The 25226-nt window shown below is 36.1% G+C and carries 25 protein-coding genes and 1 pseudogene; 24 read left to right on the forward strand and 2 right to left on the reverse strand.

Translation table 11 applies throughout. The annotated features are described in order from the left end of the window. The first annotated feature begins 7 nt into the window (after nt 1-7). The 23 genes and pseudogenes from L0B70_RS07980 (at nt 8) to L0B70_RS08090 (ending at nt 21012) form a co-directional block, all read left to right on the forward strand. Nucleotides 8-178: a hypothetical protein gene (locus L0B70_RS07980; RefSeq protein WP_235143572.1), complete on the forward strand. Its 171-nt coding sequence runs from the start codon at nt 8-10 to the stop codon at nt 176-178. After that, nucleotides 169-560: pseudogene (locus L0B70_RS07985) on the forward strand (UDP binding domain-containing protein); the annotation flags it as partial. The gene L0B70_RS07980 and the pseudogene L0B70_RS07985, both read left to right, overlap by 10 nt. Nucleotides 561-940: 380 nt before the next feature. Continuing rightward, complete coding sequence (locus L0B70_RS07990; protein WP_235141296.1) at nt 941-1498, forward strand: hypothetical protein; 558 nt, start codon at nt 941-943, stop codon at nt 1496-1498. Nucleotides 1499-1828: 330 nt separating this feature from the next. After that, nucleotides 1829-3226 carry a lipopolysaccharide biosynthesis protein gene (locus tag L0B70_RS07995; protein WP_235141297.1) on the forward strand — a complete coding sequence of 466 codons (1398 nt, stop codon included), beginning with the start codon at nt 1829-1831 and terminating at the stop codon, nt 3224-3226. After that, entirely contained in the window at nt 3227-4411 is a 1185-nt protein-coding gene (locus L0B70_RS08000) for an EpsG family protein (RefSeq protein ID WP_235141298.1), read from the forward strand. It begins immediately after the preceding gene. Beyond that, nucleotides 4404-5573 carry a right-handed parallel beta-helix repeat-containing protein gene (locus L0B70_RS08005; RefSeq protein WP_235141299.1) on the forward strand — a complete coding sequence of 390 codons (1170 nt, stop codon included), beginning with the start codon at nt 4404-4406 and terminating at the stop codon, nt 5571-5573. Before L0B70_RS08000 ends, L0B70_RS08005 begins: the two co-directional genes overlap by 8 nt. Next, complete coding sequence (locus L0B70_RS08010) at nt 5570-6721, forward strand: glycosyltransferase family 4 protein (RefSeq protein WP_235141300.1); 1152 nt, start codon at nt 5570-5572, stop codon at nt 6719-6721. Before L0B70_RS08005 ends, L0B70_RS08010 begins: the two co-directional genes overlap by 4 nt. Beyond that, a complete protein-coding gene (locus L0B70_RS08015; protein ID WP_235141301.1) occupies nt 6721-7497 on the forward strand; it encodes a glycosyltransferase family A protein in 777 nt (258 codons plus the stop codon). The genes L0B70_RS08010 and L0B70_RS08015 overlap by 1 nt, the downstream gene beginning before the upstream one ends. A gap of 43 nt (nt 7498-7540) precedes the next feature. Continuing rightward, nucleotides 7541-8356, forward strand: coding sequence for a glycosyltransferase (locus tag L0B70_RS08020; RefSeq protein ID WP_235141302.1), 816 nt, complete (start codon nt 7541-7543; stop codon nt 8354-8356). Next, a complete protein-coding gene (locus L0B70_RS08025; protein WP_235141303.1) occupies nt 8353-9249 on the forward strand; it encodes an NAD-dependent epimerase/dehydratase family protein in 897 nt (298 codons plus the stop codon). Before L0B70_RS08020 ends, L0B70_RS08025 begins: the two co-directional genes overlap by 4 nt. Then, nucleotides 9249-10232: a glycosyltransferase family 4 protein gene (locus L0B70_RS08030; RefSeq protein WP_235141304.1), complete on the forward strand. Its 984-nt coding sequence runs from the start codon at nt 9249-9251 to the stop codon at nt 10230-10232. The genes L0B70_RS08025 and L0B70_RS08030 overlap by 1 nt, the downstream gene beginning before the upstream one ends. Nucleotides 10233-10251: 19 nt before the next feature. Continuing rightward, nucleotides 10252-10797: a dTDP-4-dehydrorhamnose 3,5-epimerase gene (gene rfbC, locus L0B70_RS08035; RefSeq protein WP_235143573.1), complete on the forward strand. Its 546-nt coding sequence runs from the start codon at nt 10252-10254 to the stop codon at nt 10795-10797. Between the two features lie 369 nt (nt 10798-11166). Further along, complete coding sequence (locus tag L0B70_RS08040; RefSeq protein WP_235141305.1) at nt 11167-11775, forward strand: sugar transferase; 609 nt, start codon at nt 11167-11169, stop codon at nt 11773-11775. Continuing rightward, entirely contained in the window at nt 11772-12365 is a 594-nt protein-coding gene (locus tag L0B70_RS08045) for an acetyltransferase (RefSeq protein ID WP_235141306.1), read from the forward strand. Before L0B70_RS08040 ends, L0B70_RS08045 begins: the two co-directional genes overlap by 4 nt. A gap of 12 nt (nt 12366-12377) precedes the next feature. Continuing rightward, nucleotides 12378-13508 (forward strand): DegT/DnrJ/EryC1/StrS aminotransferase family protein, encoded by a 1131-nt coding sequence (locus L0B70_RS08050; protein ID WP_235141307.1) that lies wholly within the window; start codon nt 12378-12380, stop codon nt 13506-13508. 77 nt (nt 13509-13585) lie between these two features. Continuing rightward, complete coding sequence (locus L0B70_RS08055; protein WP_235141308.1) at nt 13586-14596, forward strand: Gfo/Idh/MocA family protein; 1011 nt, start codon at nt 13586-13588, stop codon at nt 14594-14596. Nucleotides 14597-14610: 14 nt separating this feature from the next. Then, nucleotides 14611-15156, forward strand: coding sequence for a dTDP-4-dehydrorhamnose 3,5-epimerase (rfbC, locus tag L0B70_RS08060; RefSeq protein WP_235141309.1), 546 nt, complete (start codon nt 14611-14613; stop codon nt 15154-15156). Nucleotides 15157-15165: 9 nt separating this feature from the next. Beyond that, nucleotides 15166-16248: a dTDP-glucose 4,6-dehydratase gene (rfbB, locus tag L0B70_RS08065; protein ID WP_235141310.1), complete on the forward strand. Its 1083-nt coding sequence runs from the start codon at nt 15166-15168 to the stop codon at nt 16246-16248. Nucleotides 16249-16274: 26 nt separating this feature from the next. Next, the gene (locus tag L0B70_RS08070) at nt 16275-16655 is read left to right on the forward strand and encodes a GxxExxY protein (protein ID WP_235141311.1); all 381 of its coding nucleotides are present in this window, start codon (nt 16275-16277) and stop codon (nt 16653-16655) included. Between the two features lie 48 nt (nt 16656-16703). Then, nucleotides 16704-17564 carry a glucose-1-phosphate thymidylyltransferase RfbA gene (gene rfbA, locus L0B70_RS08075; RefSeq protein WP_235141312.1) on the forward strand — a complete coding sequence of 287 codons (861 nt, stop codon included), beginning with the start codon at nt 16704-16706 and terminating at the stop codon, nt 17562-17564. A gap of 173 nt (nt 17565-17737) precedes the next feature. Further along, nucleotides 17738-18946 (forward strand): cation:proton antiporter, encoded by a 1209-nt coding sequence (locus L0B70_RS08080; protein ID WP_235141313.1) that lies wholly within the window; start codon nt 17738-17740, stop codon nt 18944-18946. Between the two features lie 45 nt (nt 18947-18991). Beyond that, the gene (rimO, locus tag L0B70_RS08085) at nt 18992-20293 is read left to right on the forward strand and encodes a 30S ribosomal protein S12 methylthiotransferase RimO (RefSeq protein WP_235141314.1); all 1302 of its coding nucleotides are present in this window, start codon (nt 18992-18994) and stop codon (nt 20291-20293) included. Between the two features lie 341 nt (nt 20294-20634). After that, nucleotides 20635-21012 carry a septal ring lytic transglycosylase RlpA family protein gene (locus L0B70_RS08090; RefSeq protein ID WP_235141315.1) on the forward strand — a complete coding sequence of 126 codons (378 nt, stop codon included), beginning with the start codon at nt 20635-20637 and terminating at the stop codon, nt 21010-21012. A 184-nt stretch (nt 21013-21196) separates the two neighbouring features. On the opposite strand, the gene L0B70_RS08095 is transcribed toward L0B70_RS08090, so the two are convergent. Together L0B70_RS08095 and L0B70_RS08100 are read right to left on the reverse strand one after the other, a co-directional pair. Next, nucleotides 21197-21964 carry an exodeoxyribonuclease III gene (locus L0B70_RS08095; RefSeq protein ID WP_235141316.1) on the reverse strand — a complete coding sequence of 256 codons (768 nt, stop codon included), beginning with the start codon at nt 21962-21964 and terminating at the stop codon, nt 21197-21199. Nucleotides 21965-22156: 192 nt separating this feature from the next. Then, nucleotides 22157-23698: a PglZ domain-containing protein gene (locus L0B70_RS08100; RefSeq protein WP_235141317.1), complete on the reverse strand. Its 1542-nt coding sequence runs from the start codon at nt 23696-23698 to the stop codon at nt 22157-22159. 274 nt (nt 23699-23972) lie between these two features. Here L0B70_RS08100 and L0B70_RS08105 point away from each other — a divergent pair, with 274 nt between their 5' ends. Further along, nucleotides 23973-25184, forward strand: coding sequence for an HD domain-containing protein (locus tag L0B70_RS08105; protein ID WP_235141318.1), 1212 nt, complete (start codon nt 23973-23975; stop codon nt 25182-25184). Nucleotides 25185-25226: the final 42 nt, after the last annotated feature.

Genomic DNA, 25226 nt, shown 5'->3' on the forward strand with positions numbered 1-25226 from the left:
TATTATGATGCAGTACAAAATCACCGTATTAGGTCTCGGATATGTAGGATTTCCTTTAGCAAGATTATTTGCTGCAAAATTTCCAGTAGTTGGTTTTAATATCAACGAAAAACGTGTAAACGATTTAAAGCAAGGCCATGATGATACATTTGCGGTTTCCGATGAACTCAATATGTAGCAGGGCAGGTAGTGAAGGCAATGATTAAAAAAGATATCCCTGTGAATAGAATAACGCCCATATATTGATGCTTGGAATGACCTTTAAAGAAAACTGTCCCGATGTTCGTAATACCAAAATAGTAGATGTTCTAGCAGCATTGGAAGATCACGGAACAAAAGTTACTTCTTACGACCCATGGGCAAATCCTGATGAAGTACAACACGAATATAGCTTAACCACCATCACCCAACTTCCGGATGCAAAATATGAGGCAATTGTTCTAGGAGTTTCGCATGACGAATTTAAAAAATTAGATTGGGATAAATATCTGAATACCAATGGAGTTGTTTATGATGTGAAAGGTGTTTTGGAAAATTTTGATAATGTGATAAGACTCTAAATAAATCTTTTTATGGACTATTATGATAAGAGTAAAGTTATTATCTTATACGATTCTATAAGCTATTTTAGACAGAATTTTAAGGAAAAAGAAATCTCTGTTTACAAAAGCTTTAAAAAAGTGAACGGCATTGAGAAAATTTTCCGAAAGTTCTCAGAATTCACAAAAATTGGATTCGAGTTTTGGTTTTCGGATTGGAAAAATAAATTAGATGATACTGACACGGTTATTGTTTTTGCTGAAAACCGTATTGATCATTTGAAATATATAAAAAAAAGCATCCTAATATTCGAATTATTTTATGGTATTGGAATCCTGCGTTCAGGTGTATCCATCCCGATAAAGTACCTGAAGAACTATGTGAAAAATGGTCTTTTGACATGGAGGATTGCAAAAAGTATAATCTCCATTATAATAATCAGTTTTATTTTGATAATATAGAGCTCAAGCAAAGTGAACCGAAGTATGATGCATTTTTCTTGGGAAACAATAAAGGAAGAAGGCAATATTTAGATTATATCAAAACCGTTGTTACGGATAATAAATTGGTAAGCCGTTTTTATATAGTTCCAGATAAGGATGAAAGCCATGTAGAGCAGTTGGTTCCGATATCATATAAAGAATACTTATATAAATATGTGTCTTCTACCAAAGGATTAATTGATATGCAACCAAAAGGTCAATCAGGCCTTACGCTAAGACCTTTAGAATCTATCTTTTTTAAGAAGAAACTTATAACGAATGATAGGAATATCAAGAATTACGATTTTTATAATCCTTCAAACATTTTTATTTTAGAGGTCGATGATCACAATTCTCTTGTCGATTTTATGAATAAGAATTACGAAGAAATCAATACTGAAATTATTAGAAAATATGATGTTTCTAGTTGGTTAAAGAATTTTTTTATTGAAAATAATCATGGTGAAGTTTCTTAAGACTTTGGAGCTTTAAAAAAACTGAAAATCATGTGAATGTTTGAAGAGTGCTCATCACTTCGAAGAAGCGGAAGAGTTTTAACGACAAAAATTTCTAAGATGGTAGAAATTTTCGGTTATAACAAGATTGTGGTAAAAAAATTTAATTAAAATGATTATTCAAAGAGAGATTGTGCCTATTGATAAGAATACATTCTTAATTGGTGCACATCTTCAATTTGTATTGGTAAAATTTTCATGTTTTCTTTTTCATCAAAAAAGCAATGATCGAAAGGACACTCTAACTCAACTTGAATTTAAAAACTGGTCATTGCACTTCTGTTCTTAGTTATGAAAGAGTTAGGGAAATCTTTTTTGTTTTTTGGACTTGCAACTTCTATAGAAGCGATGCTTGGCTTTGCTTTGTTGCCTTTTTACACGAAAATCTTTAATCCAACAGAATATGGGGTTCTGGATTTAATGGCAGTATTGCTGGCTATATTATCGGTTTTTGGGACCTTACAACTTGAGACAGCACTGCAACGATATTACTATGAAGTAAGCACTTTTAAGAAAAAGGTTCTTATTACCAATGTGATCTTTATGGTTTTTGTCCTATCATCCATTACGGGGCTGTTTGTTTTCGCCTTTTCCGAAACCATTAGTTTCTTGTTATTTCATAGTGTAAATTATTCTTCGATAATTAATCTTGTTTCTATACAAATTCCTTTGCTCAACGTAAGTGTGCTTTTATTATTACTTTTAAGATACGAGAAAAATAATCTTAGTTTTTTAAAAACCGTCATTGTGAAAGTGATATTAATGATCGCTTTGGTTTATTTTTTAGTATTTTATTATGAATTAAGAATAAAAGGGGCGCTTTTGGCCCAAATAATCGCTTTGTTTCTATCTTCATGCCTTGCATTTTATTATAACAGACATCTTTTTGTGAATATTTATTCGAATTCCATGTTAAAAAGGAATTTTAAGTATGCTCTTCCTCAGTTTCCTGCCAGAATTGGAAGCGTTTTGCTCGGCCAAGCGAATCGGTTTTTTATTTTACAAATCCTTAGTTTAACGTCTATTGGTATTTTTTCAATATCAATGAAAATTGCATCTGCAATGCAGCTTGCTAATGTTGCTTTCATTATGGCTTGGGCTCCATTTATGCATCAACAATTTAAAAATGTGAATAATAAGGAAGTATTTAAACAAGTTTTGCCTTTCGTATCAAGTATCGTTTTTTTGATTGTATGTATTTTTAGTATCTTCAGTTCAGAATTGGTAAGTATATTAGCTAGTAACGACTATTTAGATTCATCAAAGTATGTTGGAGGATTAACTTTGTTTTTTGCATTATATATCGTAAAAGAATGCATCGATATTGGACCTAAAATAACTGAAAAAACCAAGTTTTTAAGTTATAATTTTGTGGTGTCTTTATTGGTAAATTTTATCACATTATATTTGTTTACTCATGCTTTTGAATTGAAAGGAGTGGTGTTTGCAATGATTTCAACAAACTTGGGTTTAGTTCTGGTTTCTTGGTTTACCTCTTCGCGGCTTTATCCTATTAATTTTGATAAGTTATATTTTTTAATATTATTTTTGCCTGCATTGATTATTGCAATAGTCTCGATGTTTATCAATTTATATTTAGGATATAAATTATTAGTATGCTTCGCTATATTTTTGTTTTATGGTTTGTTTTTTTATAAATCTTATAAACAAATTAAAAGACTTATTTAGATGATTTATATATTAATTTTCCTGTTTTTACTACTCTCCTCTTTAATTTTTGATTTTAGAAAAGTCAAAATTAAAGATGATGGATTTTATAACTTATGGTTGCTTATTTTCATTCTTTTTTCCGGACTTCGATGGAAAGTGGGAGGAGATACTATTAATTATCAATATGGTTTTGATCGCACCCCGCCCTTAGAAGGTTTGGCAAAATATGTAGCCAGATCAAATTATACTTGGGAACCTTTATTCACCCTGTCTTTATCTTTAGTAAAAACTTTCACAAAAGAGTTTTGGGTATTTCAGATTATTCATGCTATTTTTATAAATACGGTCATTTTTAGATTTATTAAAAAGAATTGTGAATACAAATTTTTTGCTTTGGTACTCTACTTTTTCGTGTATTTCGTTTATTTTAATATGGAAATTTTGCGAGAATCTATTGCCGTGGCAATTTTTTTAATAATGTACCCTTTATTGGAAAAAAAGAATTTGAAAAAATATTATCTTCTTAATATCATAGCAATACTTTTTCATTATTCTTCCATTGTTTTATTGATATTTCCTTTATTACATAAGATTAAATTGAATTCCAAAAGTGTCGTTCTGCTTATCTCCATTGTATTAATACTATCTGTGACATTCTTATTTGTTCCAGAAGCCATCCAAGCTTTTATGTTTACTGATGCGTTGTCTGAAAAATTCACTGTGTACTCGGGAATTAGTGCGAATATTAATGGAATTATTTTGAATACTTTATTGTTTATCATTTTTCCAATCTATATCATAAAACTTAACAAGAAAAATGAAGAGCAAAAATTTGAAAACTTAATGTTTGCATACTTTCTTTTTGCCACAATTTTTGTATTAATATCTGGATTTGGAAGGTTTATTAACTATTTTGGTATATTTATGATTGTATATTTTACCAACACGCTTAGTAATTTACATAAAATTTATCGTTTGAATTTAATGAAATTTGGCTTTGTGGTGATTTCACTTTCCGTTATTTTTTATTATAAAGCTTCTTATTATTTAATATCCTACGATCATTTGATGAAAGGTACACATAAGTATGATATGTATTATCCTTACTATTCAATATTTGAACCCGTAGAAAATGTAGATAGAGAGAAGTTATATATTCACAGTATGTGGGAATCGTTTAATGTAGAAAAAAGCAATGACTAAAATATCACGTAAATTAAATCTTATAATATTATTATTTATTATAAGTAATGTAAATGCTCAAGTTTTTAGCAATAAGAATGTACCGGAAAATATATTAAAAACATATCGCACTCAGCGCTGTGATGATAAAGTAGATTCCCAAATTCTTACTTCCGCAACGGATATTATTAAATATTTGCCTCAGGGATTTTCTCAAAAAGGAGACATCGATTATACCGATTATCTCCAAAAGGGGATTGATAACCATAGCGTGGTGCTTCTTCCTAATTTTCCAATTGCAGTAAACCCTAATGGAATTAAACTAAAAAGTAATTCAAAGGTGATTTTCCAAACCAATACATTACTAAAGCTTTTGCCCAATAATAAAAACACCTACCATATTCTTCTTATTGATGGAGTGAAAAATATTGATATTTATAATGCTAATATTGAAGGAGACAGAGACCAACATCTTGATACACAAGGAGAGTGGGGCATGGGAATTTGGATCAAGCATAGTGAAAATATCAACTTATATTCCCCCAAAGTAACGAACTGCTGGGGAGATGGAATCTACATCGGAAATCAAAAAAATATAACCTCCAAAAACATATTCATCAATTACGCATTCGTTGACAATAATAGGAGAAATGGAATATCAATTATAAGCGGGGAAAATATTACCATAAAAAATGCAATTGTATCCAATACCAATGGAACTGAACCAGAAGCTGGAGTAGATATTGAACCTAATACGAATAACGATGATGTTAAAAATATCATTATAGAAAACCTGTACACTTTCAACAATGCCAAAAGAGGTTTATTAATGGTTTTTGATAATTTAATCGGTGATAAACAAAAAAATATTAATGTGCTAGTCAATAAACATAAAGATTATGGCTCAGATATCGCCTTAGAATTTTTCGTTGATCGTGGTTTCAAAAAAATTCCAGATAATAAATTATCCGGAAACATTATCGTCAATGATCTGAATTATCAAAATAACTCAAAAGCTCCTATAGCTACCAATCCAGGTAAAAGAAGCAACGTTAATTTAGGTTTGAAAAACGTTGTTTTTGTCGACAAAAAAAACAAGAAATATAAATTGACCACCAAAAAAAATAAAGAGCTTTCAGAATCTTTAAAAAAAGGTGAGAAATTAATAATCAGTGGCTTATGAACATTATTTTTTTAGAAGCTGTACAAGACCACGGAGGCGCGAGGAAAAGCACAATTGAACTTGCCAAAAGATTAGATTCCGAAACGGGAATCAATACTTTAATCGTAGATTTCTATGGGTCTAACATAGATTTTATTAAAGATGTTGAACAAAGTACGGTGCAATGTCGAATCTTGGACAAACGAGATCAACCTTTTATTATTCAAGATAAAAATAAGTTAAAAGAACTCTCAAATTATCTCACTTTTTTTGCTGAAAGGAAGAAGTTACAAGAAAAACTACAGAAGATTATTGATGATTTTAAACCTGATTTTTTTATCGTAAATAATTCCAAAACCTTGTCTTTAATACCTGAAAGTGCAAACTACAAAAAAGTTCTCTTTGCACGGGGGTGGTTTATCCCTTCACAAATTTCTTTGAAGGATAAATACGTTTACAAGAAAGCAGACATTTTTATGGCGGTTTCGCAATCTACACGACAAGCACTATTTAGTGGGAAAATGGCTCCTCTTGATAAAATTTATGTAGTTAAGAACGGAATCGATCTTAATAAACCTATTTTTAAAGAACCTAAAGAAAAGAATGAAACCCTCACCATTATCCACAGTGGAAGTTTTATTGCTGAAAAAGGTCATCATATCACCCTCGGCGTTTCCAAAAAACTAAAAGAACTCGGTGTCCCACATAAAATTTATCTTACCGGAAAAGTTCATGAAGCAGATGGCTCACCAGGATATTTTCAGGAAATAAAAAAACAAATCGTAGATTTTCAGTTAGAAGATTACATTGAAATTATTGCTAATACCAATAACATTCTTCCATACATGAAAGAAGCATGTCTATTTTTGCTTCCTTCTGATACTGAGGGTTTACCGAGAGTAATAATGGAAGCAATGGCATTGAGAACTTTAGTAATTGCCAATGCCGTTGGAGGAGTTACCGATTATGTTTTGGATGGATTTACAGGGTTTATTGCAGATTTTAATAATATTGATCATTATGTAGAATTAATTCAAGATGTTTTGAATCATCCTGAAAGAAAAAATCAGATTTTAGAAAATGCGTTTGCATTGATACAAAAATGCTATTCGCCAGATTCACAAGTGAGGGAAATGAAAAGGGTATTGAATGAAAATATGAAATCGTAATGAAAGTGTCGGTAGTAATCCCAATGTATAATGCGGAAAAAACAATTCTTAATGTTTTAGATTCTGTACAGAATCAGACTTTTTCGCCGCACGAAATTGTGATTGTGAATGATGGAAGTACTGATCGATCATTGCAAATCGTTCAGAAATACAAAGAAGAAAATAAAAATATTCCTATCCAATTAATACACAAAAAAAACGGAGGAGTTTCTTCAGCAAGAAACCTCGGAATGGAAGTAGCTCAAGGTGATTGGATCGCACTTTTGGATTCCGATGATATATGGCATATGGATAAATTGCAAATAATGTCAAAGTATTTTGATTCGGGGTTTTCCTTATTAGCTCATAATTTTACACTCAAACCGTTTGAGCAACTATCAAAAAATCCCAAAGAGAAAATTATATTTTTAAAAGATATACTTCTTCGAAATTGCATGGTAACGCCTTCAATTATCATGAAAAAATCTCTTGATTTTAAGTTTGAGGAAAATATGAAGTATGCGGAAGACCACGATCTATGGTTGAGAATCATCGATAAAGAAAAGAAGGCTCTTTTTGTATATCTACCATTGGTGAAACTAGATCGAGCGGTTCTGTCTTCTGGTGGAGCAAGTTCAAATATTTGGAGAATGCGAAAAGGTGAAATAAGAATGTATATAAAATACTTTAGGAATAAATCGCAATATCTGTTTCTTTTGCCATTTTTTATTACTTTTTCATTGCTTAAATTCATTTTAACCGTCTTGAAAATTAAGTTTCTAAAGAGTGGAAATTAAATTATAAAAAAATTTATAATCAAGAAGAAAAATATAAAATGTAATGACAGTTTCCGCATCGATAGTATTATATAAAAGTGATTTTAATGAAATAAAAAAAATAACACTTGATATCTTGAAATATCAAGAAAACACGGTATTTTATTTGGTAGATAATTCTCCAAAAAATACCCTCCATACTTTAGCCGAACTTCATCCAAACATTCAATATATACATTTACCAAACAATCCGGGTTTTGGTGCGGCTCATAATATTGCCTTTAAGAAAGCTATTGAGAATCATAGTAGATATCATTTTGTAATTAATCCTGATGTTCTACTTCATGAAGATGTTGTGAGCCCAATGATAGAATGCATGGAGAAAAACCCACAAATTGGTATGATGATGCCACAAATTCTGAATGAAGATGGTACCGTACAGAATTTACCAAAATTACTTCCTTCACCGTTTTCTGTTTTCATGAGAAAATTTAAAAAACCTAAATTCTATTATGAAAAGTTTATTAATAATTATGAGCTAAGGAATGTAAAGAAAGATGTTATATACAATGCGCCCATTTTATCGGGGTGTTTTACTCTTTTTAGAATGTCGGCTGTGGAAGAAGTTGGTTTTTATGATGATCGTTTTTTTATGTATTTCGAAGATTGGGATTTATCAAGAAGAATGCATTTGAAATATAAAACAGTTTATTTTCCGAAAGTTTCTATAGTTCATGGTTATGAATCTGGAGCAAATAAAGATAAAAGGCTTTTCAAAATTTTTGTAAAATCTGCTATTCATTATTTCAGTAAATGGGGTGGTATTTTTGATAAGGAGAGAAGTAGAATTAATAAAGTTACATTACAGCAATTCAAATGAAAATTATCATCACCGGAGCAACAGGATTTGTAGGTTCTAATCTTTCAAAATATTTGGAAGACAAAGGAAATATTGTTGGAAAACTTTCTTTGAGAAATCCAGAATTCACTTTAAATAAAAATGCGGATGTGATCATTCATCTCGCAGGAAAAGCTCATGATACTGCGAATACTTCCGCTGATGATGAATATTTCAAAGTCAATAGAGACTTAACGATCAAACTTTTTGATGAATTTTTAAATTCAGAAATAAAAGACTTTATTTTCTTCAGCAGCGTAAAGGCCACCGCAGATACTATTGAAGGGATTTTGCACGAAAACCACCCTTCTGATCCGAAAACGCCTTACGGAAAAAGTAAATTTGAAGCTGAAAATTACTTATTTTCAAAGCAATTACGGGAAAACAAAAGACTTTTTATCATTCGTCCCTGCATGATCCATGGTCCCGGAAATAAAGGTAATCTTAACCTTCTTTACCAAATGATACGGAAAGGGCTGCCCTGGCCCCTGGCAGCATTCGAAAATAAACGTTCTTTTTTAAGCATCGACAATCTTAGTTTTTTGGTGTCCGAAATTATTGAGAAAAAATCATTACCTTCAGGAGTGTACAATTTTGCCGATGATCAGGCAATTTCAACCAACCAATTGGTCAATTTAATCAGTGCGGGCCTGGGTAAAAAAACAAAAATGTGGACTTTACCAAAAAGTATTATTCTTGCTCTCTCAAAAGGAGGGGATGTTTTAAAGCTTCCGCTGAATACCGAGCGATTGAGCAAGTTAACAGACAATTATGTAGTATCCAACGAAAAAATAAAGAAAGCCTTGAATATAGAAAGTCTGCCATTAACCACCGAAGAAGGAATTATAAAAACCCTCAAAAGTTTTAAAAAATAATGGAGTATCTGATTATTACCGCTGCCTTCTTCCTCATGATGTTGATTTATTTCCGGATCGCCGATCGGTTCAACATTATTGATAAACCCAATCACCGCAGTGCACACACAGAGGTTACCATTCGGGGTGCCGGAATTATTATCCCTATAGCGTATTTACTTTTCATAGGGAGTTTGATCTTCAGCAGGGATCATAAGATAAATGAAGCAGACGGAAGTCCAAATTTTCTGATTTTTGGTCTCGGCCTCCTGCTGATCTGCATCATCAGTTTTATGGATGATCTTATGGATTTGTCCACCAAAATCAGGTTGGTTTTTCATTTTATATCGGTCTCCCTCTTACTCTACTTTATAAACGCTTTTCAGCTGTTTCCAATTTGGTCGATACCCATTTGTTACATCTTGATCATTGGCATTCTGAACGCTTATAATTTTATGGACGGCATCAATGGTATGTCCGGCTTATTTAGTCTCGTCATCCTTGGTTCCTTATTATATGTAAATCACTATGTGGTGACATTTGTTGGGGATAATTTTATTATCTATCCTTTGCTCGCAGCTTTAGTTTTTCTCTTTTTTAATTTTAGGCTCAAAGCAAAATGCTTCCTCGGTGATATCGGCAGTATGGCCCTTGCTTTTTGGATTGTGGCGCTCTTGGCAATGCTAATGTTGAAAACATGGCAAATAAAATGGATTTTGTTCCTCTCCGTCTACGGCATCGAAACCATATTTACTATTCTGGAAAGATTAAAGTTGAAAGAAAATATTTTTACTGCCCATCGCCGGCATCTTTACCAATTATTGGTAAACGATAAAAAACTTTCGCATTTATATGTCAGTACAACCTATGCGAGCCTTCAGATCTTTATTAACGCACTGATCATCACGCTGAAGTGGCCCAACTGGGTATGTCTTCTCGTACTTTTGTTCCCTTTGGCAATAATTTATATACTGATCAAATTAAAGATAAAAAGACGAATTTAACTTCCTAATATAATTGATGATGAAAATTAAAGGAACTCCGCTCAAAGACTGTTACATTATAGAACCTACTATTTTTGAGGACGCCCGTGGCTATTTCTATGAAAAATTTAACGAGAAAAAATTCGAAGAACTTACGGGAATGAACGGTCATTTTGTGCAGGACAATATTTCGAAATCATCCTATGGAGTCTTACGTGGACTGCATTTGCAAAAAGGCGAACATGCCCAAGCGAAATTAGTTTCGTGTATAAAGGGTAAGGTTTTGGACGTGGCAGTAGACTTGCGCCGGAATTCGCCCACCTTCGGCGAATGGTTTGGTGTAGAACTGTCAGAAGAGAATAAAACACAATTGTATGTTCCCCGAGGTTTTGCACATGGTTTCTCAACACTGAGTGAGGAAGTAATTTTCGCGTACAAATGCGACAATTATTTTAAGGACGGAGCGGAAGGCAGTGTAATCTGGAATGATCCCGATCTAAAAATCGACTGGAAACTTCCTACGGAAGATATAATTCTTTCAGAAAAGGACAGGGCGCTTCCTTTTTTTAAAGAAAATAATTTTTAGCATGAGGATTAAATTATTCATCCTGCTAAGATGATCATTATGAATTTGTGGTGATTCTCGAAACCAGAAGTGATATATAATAAGGGCCAATATCACCATGAATAAACGCGTTACCTTGAAAATTACGATATCAATTAACATTTAGAAAATATATTATAAACATGAATAAACTCGGAAGTCCTTCAAAAATTGTTATATGTACGATATTTTTAAAGTCTTTTCGTTAATAATAGTACCAAAAGTTTGGAGACTTATCTATGGTGCCATTAATACAACTCGAAGGCATTCAACTCTTTGATTTCGTTAAATCCGTAAAACGAAGAATGAAATCCAAAATATAAAAATTAGATTTAGATAAATATTTTATAAATGTACAGAAACCTCTTAAAAAGATTATTTGATTTTAGCGTATCTTTGCTTGGCTTGGTGCTTTTGAGCCCATTGTTATTTCTGGCTACTTTTGCTTTGTTTTTTTCTAACCGCGGCAAGCCGTTCTTTTTTCAGAAAAGACCGGGAAAAGACGGCGAACTTTTTAATATCATTAAATTTAAAACCATGAACGACAAAAGCGACACGGAGGGTAATCTGTTGCCAGATTCCGCGCGCGTCACAAAAGTGGGAGCTTTCGTAAGAAAAACTTCAATAGACGAAATCCCACAACTTATTAATGTCTTAAAAGGCGAAATGTCTCTGGTAGGCCCGAGACCTCTACTTCCGGATTACTTACACCTTTACAATAATTTTCAAAAAAGGAGAAATCTGGTACGCCCTGGAATTACTGGCTGGGCGCAGGTCAACGGCAGGAATACCATCAGTTGGGATCAAAAATTTAAGTTTGATGTCTGGTACGTAGATAATTTAAATTTTAAGCTCGACATGAAAATACTGCTTTTGACAGTAAAAAAAGTCTTTTGCTCCGAGGGAATAACTCAGGAAGGGCACGTAACGTCGGATGAATTTAAAGGTAATTTTTTATGATTCTTTTTGGCGCGAGCGGACATAGCAAAGTAGTTCTTGATATCCTTATTTCCAATGGGTTTTCGGTAGATCTGATCATCGACGATGACCCGCAGACAAAACATTTATTTGGCATAGCGGTTTCCCCTAATCATATTTCCGATTTTCAGCAGGAAGCACTTATCGCCATTGGAAATAATTCTGACAGAAAAAAAATCGTAGAAAAGTATCCGTTCCATTACATTCGGGGAATTCATGCGGATGCAAGTGTCTCCAAATATGCAAAAGTAGGGAGTGGCACTGTCATAATGGCCCAAGCAGCGGTTAATCCCGATGCCGAAATTGGTATGCACTGCATCATCAATACCGGCGCGGTAGTGGAGCACGACTGTAAAATTGCCGATTTTGTACATATTTCTCCTAACGCCTCGTTGGCCGGAAATGTTTCCGTTGAAGAAGGGGTGCATATCGGAATTGGCGCCTCAGTCATTCAAGGAATCACAATCGGTAAATGGGCAACGGTTGGCGCCGGCTCTGTAATTATCAAAAACGTCCCCGACTACGCCACTGTTGTGGGTAATCCTGGAATAATAATAAAAAATAAAATATAATATTTCTACATAATGCACAATAAAATATGGCTTTCTTCCCCCCATATGGGTGGTACTGAATTAAATTTTATTCACGAAGCCTTCGAGCAAAATTGGGTTGCTCCTCTTGGTCCTAACGTTAATAACTTCGAGAACGACTTAAAACAATATTTAGATCATCATGTAGAAGTGGCGGCTCTAAGTTCTGGCACTGCCGCACTGCACTTGGCTTTAATAGTCATAGGAGTACAACCTGAAGATGAGGTGATCTGTCAGACTTTTACTTTTTCGGCCTCAGCGAATCCTATTGCTTATCTGGGAGCTAAGCCGGTTTTTGTAGACAGTGAAAAAAATACCTGGAATATGGATCCTGAATATTTAGAAGCTGCAATTAAAGACAGAATTGCTCAAGGCAAAAAACCGAAAGCTATTATTGTCGTCCACCTTTATGGGATGCCTGCTAAAATGGACGACATAGTTGAAATTTCCGACCGATATAAAATTCCATTAATAGAGGACGCTGCAGAGGCTTTGGGCTCTACCTATAAAGGTCAAAAATGTGGAACCTTTGGCGAAATGTCTGTTTTAAGTTTTAACGGCAACAAAATCATCACTACCTCGGGGGGTGGTGCTTTGGTATGCAGAACGAAAGAAGCAAAAGAGAAATCTATCTTCCTTTCTACACAGGCCAGAGACCAGGCGCCTCATTATCAACACTCTGAAATTGGCTATAATTATCGCATGAGCAATATTTCTGCTGGAATCGGGAGAGGCCAAATGGAAGTGCTAGATAAAAGAATAGCAGCAAGAAGAAATAATAACCTCTTTTACCAGGATATTTTCCGAGAGATTGAGGGTGTTAAAGTATTTAAAGAACCAAATGATGATTACTTTTCAAATCACTGGCTCTCAGCGATTGAAATTGATCCAAACACAGCAGGTTTTTGTAGACAAGAGTTGCATACGGCTCTAAAAAAAGAAAACATCGAATCCCGCCCTTTATGGAAGCCGATGCACCTGCAGCCCGTTTTCGAGAATACGCCTTATTACGGCGAAAACGTAGCAGAAGAACTTTTCAATAACGGTTTGTGTTTGCCTTCCGGTTCCAGCCTCACCGATGAGGACCGTGAAAGAATCAAAAAAGTTGTGGCGGAAAACTTTTAGAGACACGAAGTGAGATGATTTTAAGCCAAACTTCTGCGTAAGAGTATCGATTTGCAAAAATAAAAGGCAGCGTATTAATGGGAGAAAAAATAAATATAGCAATTCTAGGTTACGGTCATATCGGGAAAAAACATGCCGAAATGGTTGCCCAAAACCCGAACTTTGAACTGATTGCCTTAATCGATTCGAAATTTGCGGCGGAAGACACGCAGAATTTCTCCGTTCCCGTTTTTAAATCCTTGCAGGAATTTTTGGGTCAGGAATTTTCCGTCGATCTTATTGCCGTTTGTACGCCAAATGGATTGCATTTTGACCAGGCAAAAACGATCATCGAAAGCGGAATAAGTGTGATCATCGAAAAACCCATTACGCTTCATTCAGATGAAGCCATTGCCCTGGAAAGTTTAGCGGCTGAAAAAAAGGTCCATATTTTTCCCGTCATGCAAAACCGATTTTCGCCGCCGGCTGTGTGGTTAAAAAGTCTTCTGGAAAATGATCTTTTAGGCAAAATATTCATGGTGCAAATCTCGTGTTACTGGAACCGCAATGACGGATATTACACGAAAGAATCCTGGCGCGGCACAAAAGCCTTGGATGGCGGCACGTTATTTACGCAGTTTTCGCATTATTTGGACATTATGTACTGGCTTTTCGGCGATATTACGAATATAAAATCCAAATTTGCCGACTTCAATCATTCCGAATTAACCGAGTTTGAAGACAGCGGCATTATAACATTTGAATTTGCGTCGGGCGGCATCGGAAGTTTTAATTTTTCCACCTCGGTCTGGAACGAAAATTTAGAAAGTTCGTTGACCATTATTGCCGAAAAAGGCTCTGTAAAAGTTGGCGGACAGTACATGAATGAAGTGGAAAAATGCATCATCAAAGATTATATTTTGCCAGTGTTGCCCGAAACGAGTCATCCTAATGATTATGGAAGTTTTAAAGGTTCTGCCCAGAACCACCATTACCTCTATCAAAATGTAGTTGATTTTCTTCGCTTCGGAAAGGAAATTCAGACCACGACCTGCGACAGCATTAAGGTTCTGAAAATCATTGAAAATATATACAGCGCTAAAAATTAGAATTAAAATTTAATATGAAAATTAAAGAAACTCCTTTAAAAGACTGCTACATTATTGAACCCACCGTGTTTGAAGATGACCGTGGCTATTTTTATGAAAAATTCAATGAGCAAAAATTTGAGGAATTGACGGGAATGAACGGCCATTTTGTGCAGGACAATGTTTCGAAATCTTCTTATGGTGTTTTACGCGGCCTCCATTTACAGAAAGGCGAACATGCACAGGCTAAACTGGTGTCCTGTTTGGAAGGCAAAGTTTTCGATGTGGCGGTAGATTTGCGCAGAGATTCGCCGACTTTTGGAAAGTGGTTCGGAGTGGAACTTTCCGCGGAAAATAAGTTACAGTTTTACGTTCCTAGAGGTTTTGGCCACGGCTTTTCGGTATTGACGGAAACAGCCGTTTTTGCTTATAAATGCGATAATTTTTACAACAAGGAAGCTGAGGGTGGCGTTCTTTGGAGCGATAAAGATTTAAACATCAACTGGCATTTAAACACTGAAGAGATTATTCTTTCGGAAAAAGACCGCATTCAACCTTCGTTTGCTGACGGAAATTTTTAAAACATATTTATGAAAAATATTATCATTACCGGAGGAGCCGGATTTATCGGGTCCCACGTGGTTCGCGAGTTCGTGAAAAATAATCCGGAGTCTAAAATCATCAATCTTGATGCTTTAACCTACGCCGGAAATCTGGAGAATTTAAAAGATATTGAAAACGAACCGAATTACGTTTTCGAAAAAGCCGATATTACAAATGTAGAAGAACTTCGCAAGGTTTTCGAAAAATACAATCCCGACGCCATTGTGCATTTGGCCGCCGAAAGCCATGTGGATCGGAGCATTACGGATCCGAATGCCTTCATCAACACCAATGTGAACGGCACTGCCAATCTTTTAAATTTAGCGCGCGAATTCTGGACTTTAAACCCGGATCATCAGCACGGAAATTTCCCTGACGGTAACCGTAAAAATTTATTTTACCATGTTTCTACGGATGAAGTTTATGGAAGTCTGGGCGAAACCGGACTGTTTACCGAAGAAACGCCGTACGATCCTAAATCTCCGTATTCAGCCAGTAAAGCGGCTTCCGATCATTTGGTGCGTGCTTACGGTAACACGTACGGGATGCCCTTCATTATTTCCAACTGTTCCAATAACTATGGCCCGAATCATTTCCCGGAGAAGTTGATTCCTTTATGTATTTCCAATATTTTAAATGGAAAACCACTTCCCATATACGGAGACGGAAAATATACGCGGGATTGGCTCTACGTCATCGATCACGCAAAAGCCATCCATCAAATATTTTTTGAAGCTAAAACCGGCGAAACCTACAATATTGGCGGCTTCAATGAATGGAAAAATATCGATCTTGTAAAAGAACTCATCAAACAAATGGATGAGAAACTGGGAAATCCCGCAGGTCATTCAGAAAAATTAATTACGTACGTAAAAGATCGTCCCGGTCACGATTTACGCTACGCGATTGATGCCTCCAAACTAAATGAAACCTTAGGCTGGAAGCCCAGCGTTACCTTTGAGCAAGGCTTAGGAAAAACCATCGACTGGTTTCTGGAGAATAAAGATTGGTTGGATCATGTAACGAGCGGAGATTATCAGAATTATTATAGAGAGCAATATTCGAATTAACCAAATTTACCCGAATTTGACGAATTGTGGATGACAAGATTATTTTTAGAGAAGAAAGTTATCAAATTATCGGGATTTGTATGAATGTCCATTCTACATTGGGAAATGGGTTTTTAGAAGCTGTATATTGCGAAGTTTTGGAAAAAGAATTTAAGAAAAATAACATTCCCTTTGAAAAAGAAAAGAAGTTAGAAATTTTCTATAATGGAGAAAGATTAACGAAAACTTACCGGGCAGATTTTCTGTGCTTCGATCAGATCATTATCGAAATAAAATCAGTCAGTTATTTACATGATATTTTCTCGTACCAATTGCAAAACTACCTCAAAGCGACCAATAAAAAATTAGGGATTCTTATTAATTTTGGAGAAAAATCTTTAAAATATAAAAGAATTATCAATTTATAACCTGGCGAATTTTATAAATTCGGAAAATTCGCGTAATTTGAAAATACAATGAAAGGAATAATTTTAGCCGGCGGCTCCGGTACAAGACTTTATCCGCTTACTATTGCCGTAAGCAAGCAGTTAATGCCGGTTTACGACAAACCGATGATCTATTATCCACTTTCAACCTTGCTTTTAGCAGGAATAAAGGAAATTTTAATTATTTCTACGCCGCATGATATTGGCGGTTTTGAAAAGTTATTAGGAGACGGTTCTTCCATTGGATGCCAAATATCTTATAAAGTTCAGCCAAGTCCGGATGGGTTGGCGCAGGCCTTTATTTTGGGCGAAGCGTTTATTGGAGACGATTCTGTAGCCTTGGTTCTGGGTGATAATATTTTTTACGGTGCCGGATTGCCGGAGCTTTTATCAAGCAAAGTGAATGTGAAAGGCGGGTGCGTTTTCGCCTATCAGGTTTCGGATCCGGAACGATATGGGGTGGTTGAATTTGATGAACATCAAAAAGCAATTTCCATCGAAGAAAAACCGAATGAACCAAAGTCTAATTTTGCCGTGCCGGGATTGTATTTCTACGACAATTCTGTGGTGGAAATTGCAAAAAACTTAAAACCCTCGCCCCGGGGCGAATTGGAAATTACCGATGTTAATAAAATTTATCTGGAAAAAGGCGACTTGGAAGTAGGCGTGATGAGCCGCGGAACAGCCTGGTTAGACACCGGTACATTCGATTCTCTGCACGACGCCTCCGAATTTGTGAAGGTTTTGGAAAAAAGACAGGGCTTCAAAATTTCCTGCATCGAAGAAATTGCCTTCAAAAAAGGCTTTATCAACGAAGAACAGTTGCTGAAATCTGCAGAAAAATATGGAAAAAGTGGCTACGGCGATTACCTTAAAAATTTAGTCAGGTAAATTCCATGTAAAACGACATTAAGGTGTTCCGTTGAAAAAGGCCTCTTTAAATTTTTAACGGCGAGGCGAGAAATGATCTTCTTTTCCACCTTTGTCTCTAGGTCTTACTTTGAACTTCAAAAACCCTCAAAAGCATTTGAGGTTTTTTTTTATATATTTACCCAATGGCTGAAATGTTTATTATAGGAATTTGCCTGGTATTACTGGTGTCTTACCTCTTCGATATTACCTCGAAATTCACAAAAGTTCCCTCTGTTATTTTTTTGCTGGCAACAGGTTGGCTCTTAAATCAGGTTGGTGGTTTGTTCAACATCATCATCCCGAATTTAAATGTAATTCTGCCTATTCTTGGGACCATCGGGCTTATCTTAATTGTTTTGGAAGGTTCTCTGGAGCTTGAACTAAACCGCTCTACGCAAAGCGTCGTCAAGAAATCCGCACTAATTGCCTTATTTCCCTTAGTGATTATCGCTATCGGGTTTTCCCTATTTCTTAATCTGGAGTGGGAAATACCGTTCAAGCAGAGCTTGATCAATATTATCCCATTTTGCATCATCAGCAGTTCCATCGCCATACCGAGTGCCATTAACCTGTCCAAAGAAAAACGCCAATTTATTACGTACGAGAGCAGTTTGTCGGATATCATCGGGGTTATTTTCTTTAATTTTGCCACCTTCGGTACAGCCATTACCTTAACGGGTGCCTTCCATTTTGTGGGTCAGTTTATGCTGATGTTACTTATTTCCTTGGTTGCATCTTTGGTACTGGCTTTTCTTCTGGCAAAAATCGATCACCACATTAAATACGGACCCATCATCATTCTGAATATTTTAATTTATCAGATTTCGAAGATTTATCACCTTCCGGCTTTAATTTTCATTCTCTTTTTTGGTCTGATCCTCGGGAATATTGATGAACTTAAGGGCGTGAAATTTCTGAAAAAGTTCAGTTTCACGAAACTGAATAAAGAAGTCAAGCACTTTAAAGATGTTGTTGTAGAAGCCACGTTTATCGTTCGCACGCTCTTTTTTATCGTTTTTGGATTTGTTTTGAAAACGGAAGACATCATCAATGAAGATTCCGTGGTCTGGTCTTTATCCATCGTAATTTCTATTTATGTTTTTCGCGCAATTTTCTTAAAATTAGGGAAAATGGATATGCAGCCTCTGTTTTACATCGCGCCGCGAGGCTTAATCACCGTGCTCCTATTCTTAAGCATCACGCCGAAAGACCGCTTTCCGTATCTTAATGAGTCGGTTGTCATTCAGGTTATCTTGCTCACCACTTTTGTGATGATGATTGGCCTCATCTTCGAGAAAAAAGCCAAACCCGATTTTTTAGGCTTCCCCAGCTTCCGAAAAGACAAAAATTCAGAAAAATAATTTTTTACGATAATATGCTTACCTTTGCGCCCAATAAATTTTATAATGCGCACAAAATCAGTAGGAAAAAAGAAAATCAATATTGTAACGCTGGGTTGCTCCAAAAATGTGTACGATTCTGAGGTCTTAATGGGTCAGTTAAAAGCGAATGGAAAAGAGGTCGTACACGAAGACCGCGGCGATATTGTGGTCATCAATACGTGTGGATTTATCGACAATGCAAAGGAAGAAAGCATCAATACCATTCTCGATTTTGTTGATGCTAAAAACAGGGGTGAAGTAGAAAAGGTTTTCGTTACCGGATGTCTCTCCGAACGCTATAAGCCGGACCTTGTGCGTGAAATCCCGGATGTTGACCAATATTTCGGCACGCGCGATCTTCCCTTGTTGCTGAAACATTTAGGCGCCGATTATAAACACGAACTGGTAGGCGAGCGCTTACTTACCACGCCCAAACATTACGCTTACTTAAAAATTGCCGAAGGCTGCGACCGGCCGTGCTCTTTTTGCGCCATTCCTTTGATGCGCGGAAAAAACATTTCCACGCCGATCGAAAATTTGGTCATCGAGGCCGAAAAATTAGCCAAACAGGGCGTCAAAGAACTTATTTTAATCGCGCAGGATTTAACTTATTACGGGTTGGACCTTTACAAAAAGAGAGCTCTGGGAGATTTACTTTTGCGCTTGGTGAAAGTGGAAGGAATTGAATGGATTCGTCTGCATTATGCCTTCCCCACGGGATTCCCGGAGGATCTTCTCGATATCATTAAAACTGAACCCAAAGTTTGTAATTATATCGATATTCCTTTACAGCACATCAATTCCGAAGTGTTGAAAGCCATGAAACGCGGAACGTCGCATGAGAAAACAAATGCCCTTTTAAATAAATTCCGCGAGAAAGTGCCCGATATGGCCATTAGAACAACGCTAATTGTGGGTTTTCCGGGAGAAACAGAAGAGCGTTTTCAGGAGATGAAAGAGTGGGTTCGTACGCAGCGTTTTGACCGCCTTGGGTGTTTTACTTATTCGCACGAAGAAAATACTACCGCGTACGTTTTGGAAGATGACGTGCCACAGGAAGTGAAAGAAGCGCGGGTGGAAGAAATTATGGAATTACAGTCCCAAATTTCCTGGGAAAAAAATCAAGCGAAGATTGGACAAACCTTCCGATGCATTTTCGACCGTAAAGAAGGGAATTATTTTGTAGGCAGAACAGAATTCGACTCGCCGGATGTGGATAATACCGTTTTGGTAGCAGCGGAAAATGTGTACTTATCCATCGGAGAATTTACGGATATTAAAATTACGTCTGCTGAAGAGTTTGATTTATACGGCGAATTGGTTTAGCAAAAAGGTAATAAACGGGTCGATTTTTGATTATTCATCAAGAAATTAACACTAAAAAACTTCCGGATTATTCGGAAGTTTTTTCTTATGTTGAGTGTTGATTATCAGCGTTTTGTAGGTTCAATTGGTGGATATTATGCAATGGTTTGTTAATAAAATTAACTTTCAACAACCGTTTTTAACACAAATTAACAATCTTTGTTAACGCCCATCAGAAGTGAATCGACAGAGACTCTTAACAAAATATTAACAATTCGTTAAGAGGGTTTAACAGTGTTGGGGTTGCAAGTAATGATTTCGGAATAAATTTGCACAGTCAAAACCAATAAAAATAATTCAAAATGATGAAAAGTGGAATACTCCTAATCATAATGATGATTTCAACGCTCGGTATTTATTCTTTTAACAATTATAATGCCGATGATGCTAAAACTAGTTTCGCATCTTTCTATCACGATAAATTTAACGGTAGAAAAACAGCGAGCGGCGACCTTTTCAGTAACTCGAAAATGACCGCTGCCAACAGAACGCTCCCTTTCGGCACTATGCTGAAAGTAACCAACTTAAGAACAGGAAAAAGTGTAGTAGTAGAAGTTAACGACCGTGGTCCTTTCCATTCCTCCAGAGCACTGGATCTTTCGAAAGCTGCGTTTAAGGCCATTGGAAATCCGTCCCGCGGAACAATGCCTGTTGAATACGAAATTATCGACAACGATTAACTTGAAGTTAAAATATACAGAAGCCGGCTCTTTTAGAGTCGGCTTTTTATTTGGTTGTTTTTTTTCCTTTATTTGATACTAAGCTTTTGGAAGGGCTTCCTGTCATTTTTGATATCAGTAATAGGCCCGAAAAAGCTGCTCAGCTGCAGCTTTTCCATCTTAAAGGATTTTATCTCGTTTATATTTAAACAAAATCCAATTCCACCAAAACAGGGCAATGATCCGAATGAACGACCTCTTTTAAAATAACCGCCCGCGAAAGCCGCTCTTTTAAAGCATAAGACACGAAATTATAATCCAGCCTCCAACCTTTGTTCCGCAGGCGGGAATTCTGGCGGTAACTCCACCAGGAATAATATTCCGGCTGCGAATTAAAATACCGAAAACTGTCGATCAGTTCGCACTCTTCTATAAAATTCGTCATCCATTCTCTTTCCATGGGTAAAAAGCCGGAAGTATTTTTTAAACCTTCCGGGTTGTGAATGTCGATAGCGTGATGGCAAATATTAAAATCTCCCGATATTACAAGGTTTGGTATTGTTTTCTTTAGTTCTTTAATGTACTCCAGAAAATCGTAGCAAAATTTCATTTTAAAATCCAGCCTTTTAATATTCGAGGCCGAGGGCACGTAGACGGAGATCACCGAAAAATCCTCAAAATCCGCGCGCATAATTCTTCCTTCGCTGTCGTAATGTTCAATTCCGCACCCGTACTCAATGTGCTTCGGCCGTATTTTTGAGGCAATACCAACGCCGGAATAGCCTTTTTTCTGCGCCGAATGCCAGAAACTGAAGTAGCCGCTTTTTTCCAGACTTTCAATATCGATCTGGTCGTTTCCGGCTTTACTCTCCTGAATGCAGATCACATCGGGGTCTGCAACTTTCAACCAGCCTAAAAAATCTTTTGTAAATGCAGCACGAATTCCATTTACGTTATAAGAAATAATTTTCATGAAATAATTTTCTCAAAAGTACGAATAATAGGACTTTGCTGTCTGCGAAGTCACTGTTAATTCAGCGCAGTTTAACTTTCAGTCCAAATTTATCACCCATAAAGAATGCGCTGCAGGAAATAAAAAAGGGCGGTAAAAACCGAAGATTTTTACCGCCCAAATAGAACCCAAATAAAATAAACTATGAAAAACCTACTTGGGTTCTAAAACGCATATCGGAATAATGACTTCCTCTAAGGAAATCCCGCCGTGTTGATAGGTTTCTTTATAATAATTCACAAAGTGATTGTAATTTTTTGGATAGGCTAAAAAGAAATTGTTCTTCGCGAAAATATATTTTGAACTTAAATTTCCTTTCGGTAAAAACAGTTTTTCCGGATTGGAAACCGCCCATACATCGCTGTTTTCATACGTTAAACTACGTCCTGTTTTATAACGGATGTTGGTAGATGTTTCTCTGTCGCCCACCACTTTACTCGGTTTTTTCACGTAAATCGTTCCATGATCAGTTGTGATCACGAGTTTGAACCCATTTTCTGCGGCCTGTTTAATGATTTTTAAGAGCGAGGAATTCTCAAACCAGTTATAGGTTAAAGATCGGAAAGTTTTATCGTCTCTGATGAGTTGATTTACGATTACATTATCGGTTTTTGCGTGCGATAAAATATCGATAAAATTATATACAATGACCAAAAGATCATTGTTTTTATGCTGATTGAAATCTTCTAAAACCTTCCGCTCAAAATCGGAATTTAGTATTTTTAGATATTTCATGCTTTTGCCCGAAAGGCCAAGACGTTTCATTTGATCCTCCAGAAAATCTCTTTCATGCTCGTTTTTATTGCCTTCTTCATTATCGTTAAACCAGTATTGCGGGAATCTTTTTTCAATTTCCGACGGAAGCAAACCTGCAAAGAAGGAGTTTCTCGCATACTGCGTGGCGGTGGGTAAAATGCTGTAATAATAATCTTCCGAAGTTTTGTTGTAAAATCTTGTAAATAAGGGTTCGATCACTTTCCACTGGTCATACCGCAGATTATCGACCACCAAGAGTAAAACTTTATCCTTCTCGACTTCTGTTTTAATTCTGTCTTTAAATAAGGTGTGGCTCATCATCGGCTTATCGCTCGTATGAAGCCAGTCTTCGTAATTGTTTTCAATGAATTTGGAAAACTGAATATTGGCTTCTTCTTTCTGAGACTGCAAAAGTTCGGAAAACTCATTATCAAAAACCTTGTCGAATTTTATTTCCCAGTTAAGAATTTTCTTGTAATATTCTGCCCACTCCTGGTACGTTCTCAGATAAGAAAGTTCCATCGAAAGGTTACGGAATTCCTGCTGATATTCCAAAATGGTCTTTTGTTCTACCAAAGTATCTTCCTGCAGATTTTTTTTCAGGGAAAGTAAAACCTGGTTCGGATTTACCGGCTTTAAAATGTAATCAGCGATCTGCGAGCCGATGGCCTGCTCCATAATCTGTTCTTCTTCATTCTTCGTTACCATTACAATTTTGATGGCCGAATCGATGTTCTTGATCATCGGAATGGCTTCCAACCCGGAAATTCCGGGCATATTTTCATCCAGTAAAGCCAAAACGAAATTTTCTTTTTCGATCATTTCCAGGGCTTCATTCACGTTATTCACGGGGGAAATTTGATAGCCTTTATTTTCTAAAAATACAATGTGAGGCTTTAGTAAATCTACTTCATCATCTATCCAAATAAGTTTTGTCATAAAATAATTTCAATATTTATTTTGGGTTCTGCGTGAAACCCTTCTTGAGATCCTCAAAATTACAACCATTTGTTCTTAAATTTTGCCCAAAGGTTTTTAGAATAAAGTTAAAGTTGAGTTAATTCAAAATTGCCAAAATCCTCAAATGATTCACTCCAGAACTGGTTTGAACCTCGTTTTTCGCCCTAAACTATTTTGGTTTAAAGAGTATTTCAATTTAAAAACCTTTAAATTTGCCCATTATTAGCCCTCATCAACCTCCAAGCCTTTCCTAATGACCAATAAGCTCAAAATCATCAACGATCCGGTTCACGGTTTTATCAAAATACCTTCTGAAATTATTTATGATGTTATTGAACATCCTTATTTTCAAAGACTGCGCAGAATTTCTCAAACAGGTCTTTTAAATTTAATTTTTCCGGGAGCCACGCATACGAGGTTTCATCATGCCCTAGGCGCCATGCATTTAATGTTTACCGCATTGGAAACTTTAAAACTAAAGGGCATCGAGATCTCGAAAGAAGAAGAAAAATCTGCTTTACTGGCTATTTTACTTCACGATATTGGTCACGGTCCTTTTTCGCACGCTTTAGAAAATATGTTGATGGATGATTGGCATCATGAAAAACTTTCGCTTTTGCTGATGGATAAGATGAATTTAGAATTTAAGGGGGAACTTTCCATGGCCATAGAAATGTTTCAGGGCAAGTACAGACGAAAATTTTTCAATCAGCTTATTTCTTCTCAGCTCGATGTAGATCGGCTGGATTATTTAAAACGCGATAGTTTTTACACGGGAGTTTCCGAAGGAAATGTGAACACGCAGCGAATCATTTCGATGATGAATGTCTCTGCCGATGAACTTGTTGTGGATGCCAAAGGGATTTATTCAATCGAAAATTTCCTTACCGCCCGAATGTTTATGTACTGGCAAGTGTATTATCATAAAACTTCGGCATTGGCAGAACACCTGCTGGTTAAGATTTTGGACCGCGCGAAAATTTTAACGTCGGAAGGGAAGGAGTTGCCGGCTTCGGAGAATTTGAAATATTTTTTGCATAAAAATCAATTCGACTGCGCGACGGAAGAAGACATTCAGCGCTTTACGGAGCTCGATGATAACGACCTGATTCAGGCAATGAAATTCTGGACCAAAAATGAAGATTTCCTTTTGTCCTATCTTTGCAAATGTGTGATCCGCCGCGAGTTTCCGAAGACCATTATTTCTTCAAAACCCTTTGATCCTGAGTTTATTAAAGAAAAAGTAGAAAAGGTAAATTTAAAGTTCAATATTACGAATGGCGATGAACTGGTGGAGGAGATTTCCCGCAGTTTACTGCCATACAACCGCGACACCCAACCTATTTATTTGTTGCTGAAAAATGGCGCACGTATTACGCTGGAGAAGTCTGAAAATCAGATTCTTTCCTCCTTTATCAGCCAGCAGAATACGAAGTTTATACTGTCCTTTCCGAGGGAAATCTAACGGAATAATTTTCGCTGAAAACAAATTGAGATATTTGGGAAT

Source organism: Kaistella sp. 97-N-M2 (assembly GCF_021513235.1).
Taxonomy (GTDB): domain Bacteria; phylum Bacteroidota; class Bacteroidia; order Flavobacteriales; family Weeksellaceae; genus Kaistella.

Coding starts and splice junctions, on each gene's coding strand:
- rfbC (WP_235143573.1), top strand. CDS start 10,252: ATGAAAATTAAAGGAACTCCGCTCAAAGACTGTTACATTATAGAACCT.
- rfbB (WP_235141310.1), top strand. CDS start 15,166: ATGAAAAATATTATCATTACCGGAGGAGCCGGATTTATCGGGTCCCAC.
- L0B70_RS08010 (WP_235141300.1), top strand. CDS start 5,570: ATGAACATTATTTTTTTAGAAGCTGTACAAGACCACGGAGGCGCGAGG.
- L0B70_RS08000 (WP_235141298.1), top strand. CDS start 3,227: ATGATTTATATATTAATTTTCCTGTTTTTACTACTCTCCTCTTTAATT.
- L0B70_RS07990 (WP_235141296.1), top strand. CDS start 941: ATGGAGGATTGCAAAAAGTATAATCTCCATTATAATAATCAGTTTTAT.
- L0B70_RS08020 (WP_235141302.1), top strand. CDS start 7,541: ATGACAGTTTCCGCATCGATAGTATTATATAAAAGTGATTTTAATGAA.
- L0B70_RS08005 (WP_235141299.1), top strand. CDS start 4,404: ATGACTAAAATATCACGTAAATTAAATCTTATAATATTATTATTTATT.
- L0B70_RS08105 (WP_235141318.1), top strand. CDS start 23,973: ATGACCAATAAGCTCAAAATCATCAACGATCCGGTTCACGGTTTTATC.
- L0B70_RS08045 (WP_235141306.1), top strand. CDS start 11,772: ATGATTCTTTTTGGCGCGAGCGGACATAGCAAAGTAGTTCTTGATATC.
- L0B70_RS07995 (WP_235141297.1), top strand. CDS start 1,829: ATGAAAGAGTTAGGGAAATCTTTTTTGTTTTTTGGACTTGCAACTTCT.
- L0B70_RS08080 (WP_235141313.1), top strand. CDS start 17,738: ATGTTTATTATAGGAATTTGCCTGGTATTACTGGTGTCTTACCTCTTC.
- L0B70_RS08040 (WP_235141305.1), top strand. CDS start 11,167: ATGTACAGAAACCTCTTAAAAAGATTATTTGATTTTAGCGTATCTTTG.
- rfbC (WP_235141309.1), top strand. CDS start 14,611: ATGAAAATTAAAGAAACTCCTTTAAAAGACTGCTACATTATTGAACCC.
- rimO (WP_235141314.1), top strand. CDS start 18,992: ATGCGCACAAAATCAGTAGGAAAAAAGAAAATCAATATTGTAACGCTG.
- L0B70_RS08050 (WP_235141307.1), top strand. CDS start 12,378: ATGCACAATAAAATATGGCTTTCTTCCCCCCATATGGGTGGTACTGAA.
- L0B70_RS08090 (WP_235141315.1), top strand. CDS start 20,635: ATGATGAAAAGTGGAATACTCCTAATCATAATGATGATTTCAACGCTC.
- rfbA (WP_235141312.1), top strand. CDS start 16,704: ATGAAAGGAATAATTTTAGCCGGCGGCTCCGGTACAAGACTTTATCCG.
- L0B70_RS08100 (WP_235141317.1), bottom strand. CDS start 23,698: ATGACAAAACTTATTTGGATAGATGATGAAGTAGATTTACTAAAGCCT.
- L0B70_RS08030 (WP_235141304.1), top strand. CDS start 9,249: ATGGAGTATCTGATTATTACCGCTGCCTTCTTCCTCATGATGTTGATT.
- L0B70_RS08025 (WP_235141303.1), top strand. CDS start 8,353: ATGAAAATTATCATCACCGGAGCAACAGGATTTGTAGGTTCTAATCTT.
- L0B70_RS08095 (WP_235141316.1), bottom strand. CDS start 21,964: ATGAAAATTATTTCTTATAACGTAAATGGAATTCGTGCTGCATTTACA.
- L0B70_RS07980 (WP_235143572.1), top strand. CDS start 8: ATGCAGTACAAAATCACCGTATTAGGTCTCGGATATGTAGGATTTCCT.
- L0B70_RS08015 (WP_235141301.1), top strand. CDS start 6,721: ATGAAAGTGTCGGTAGTAATCCCAATGTATAATGCGGAAAAAACAATT.
- L0B70_RS08055 (WP_235141308.1), top strand. CDS start 13,586: ATGGGAGAAAAAATAAATATAGCAATTCTAGGTTACGGTCATATCGGG.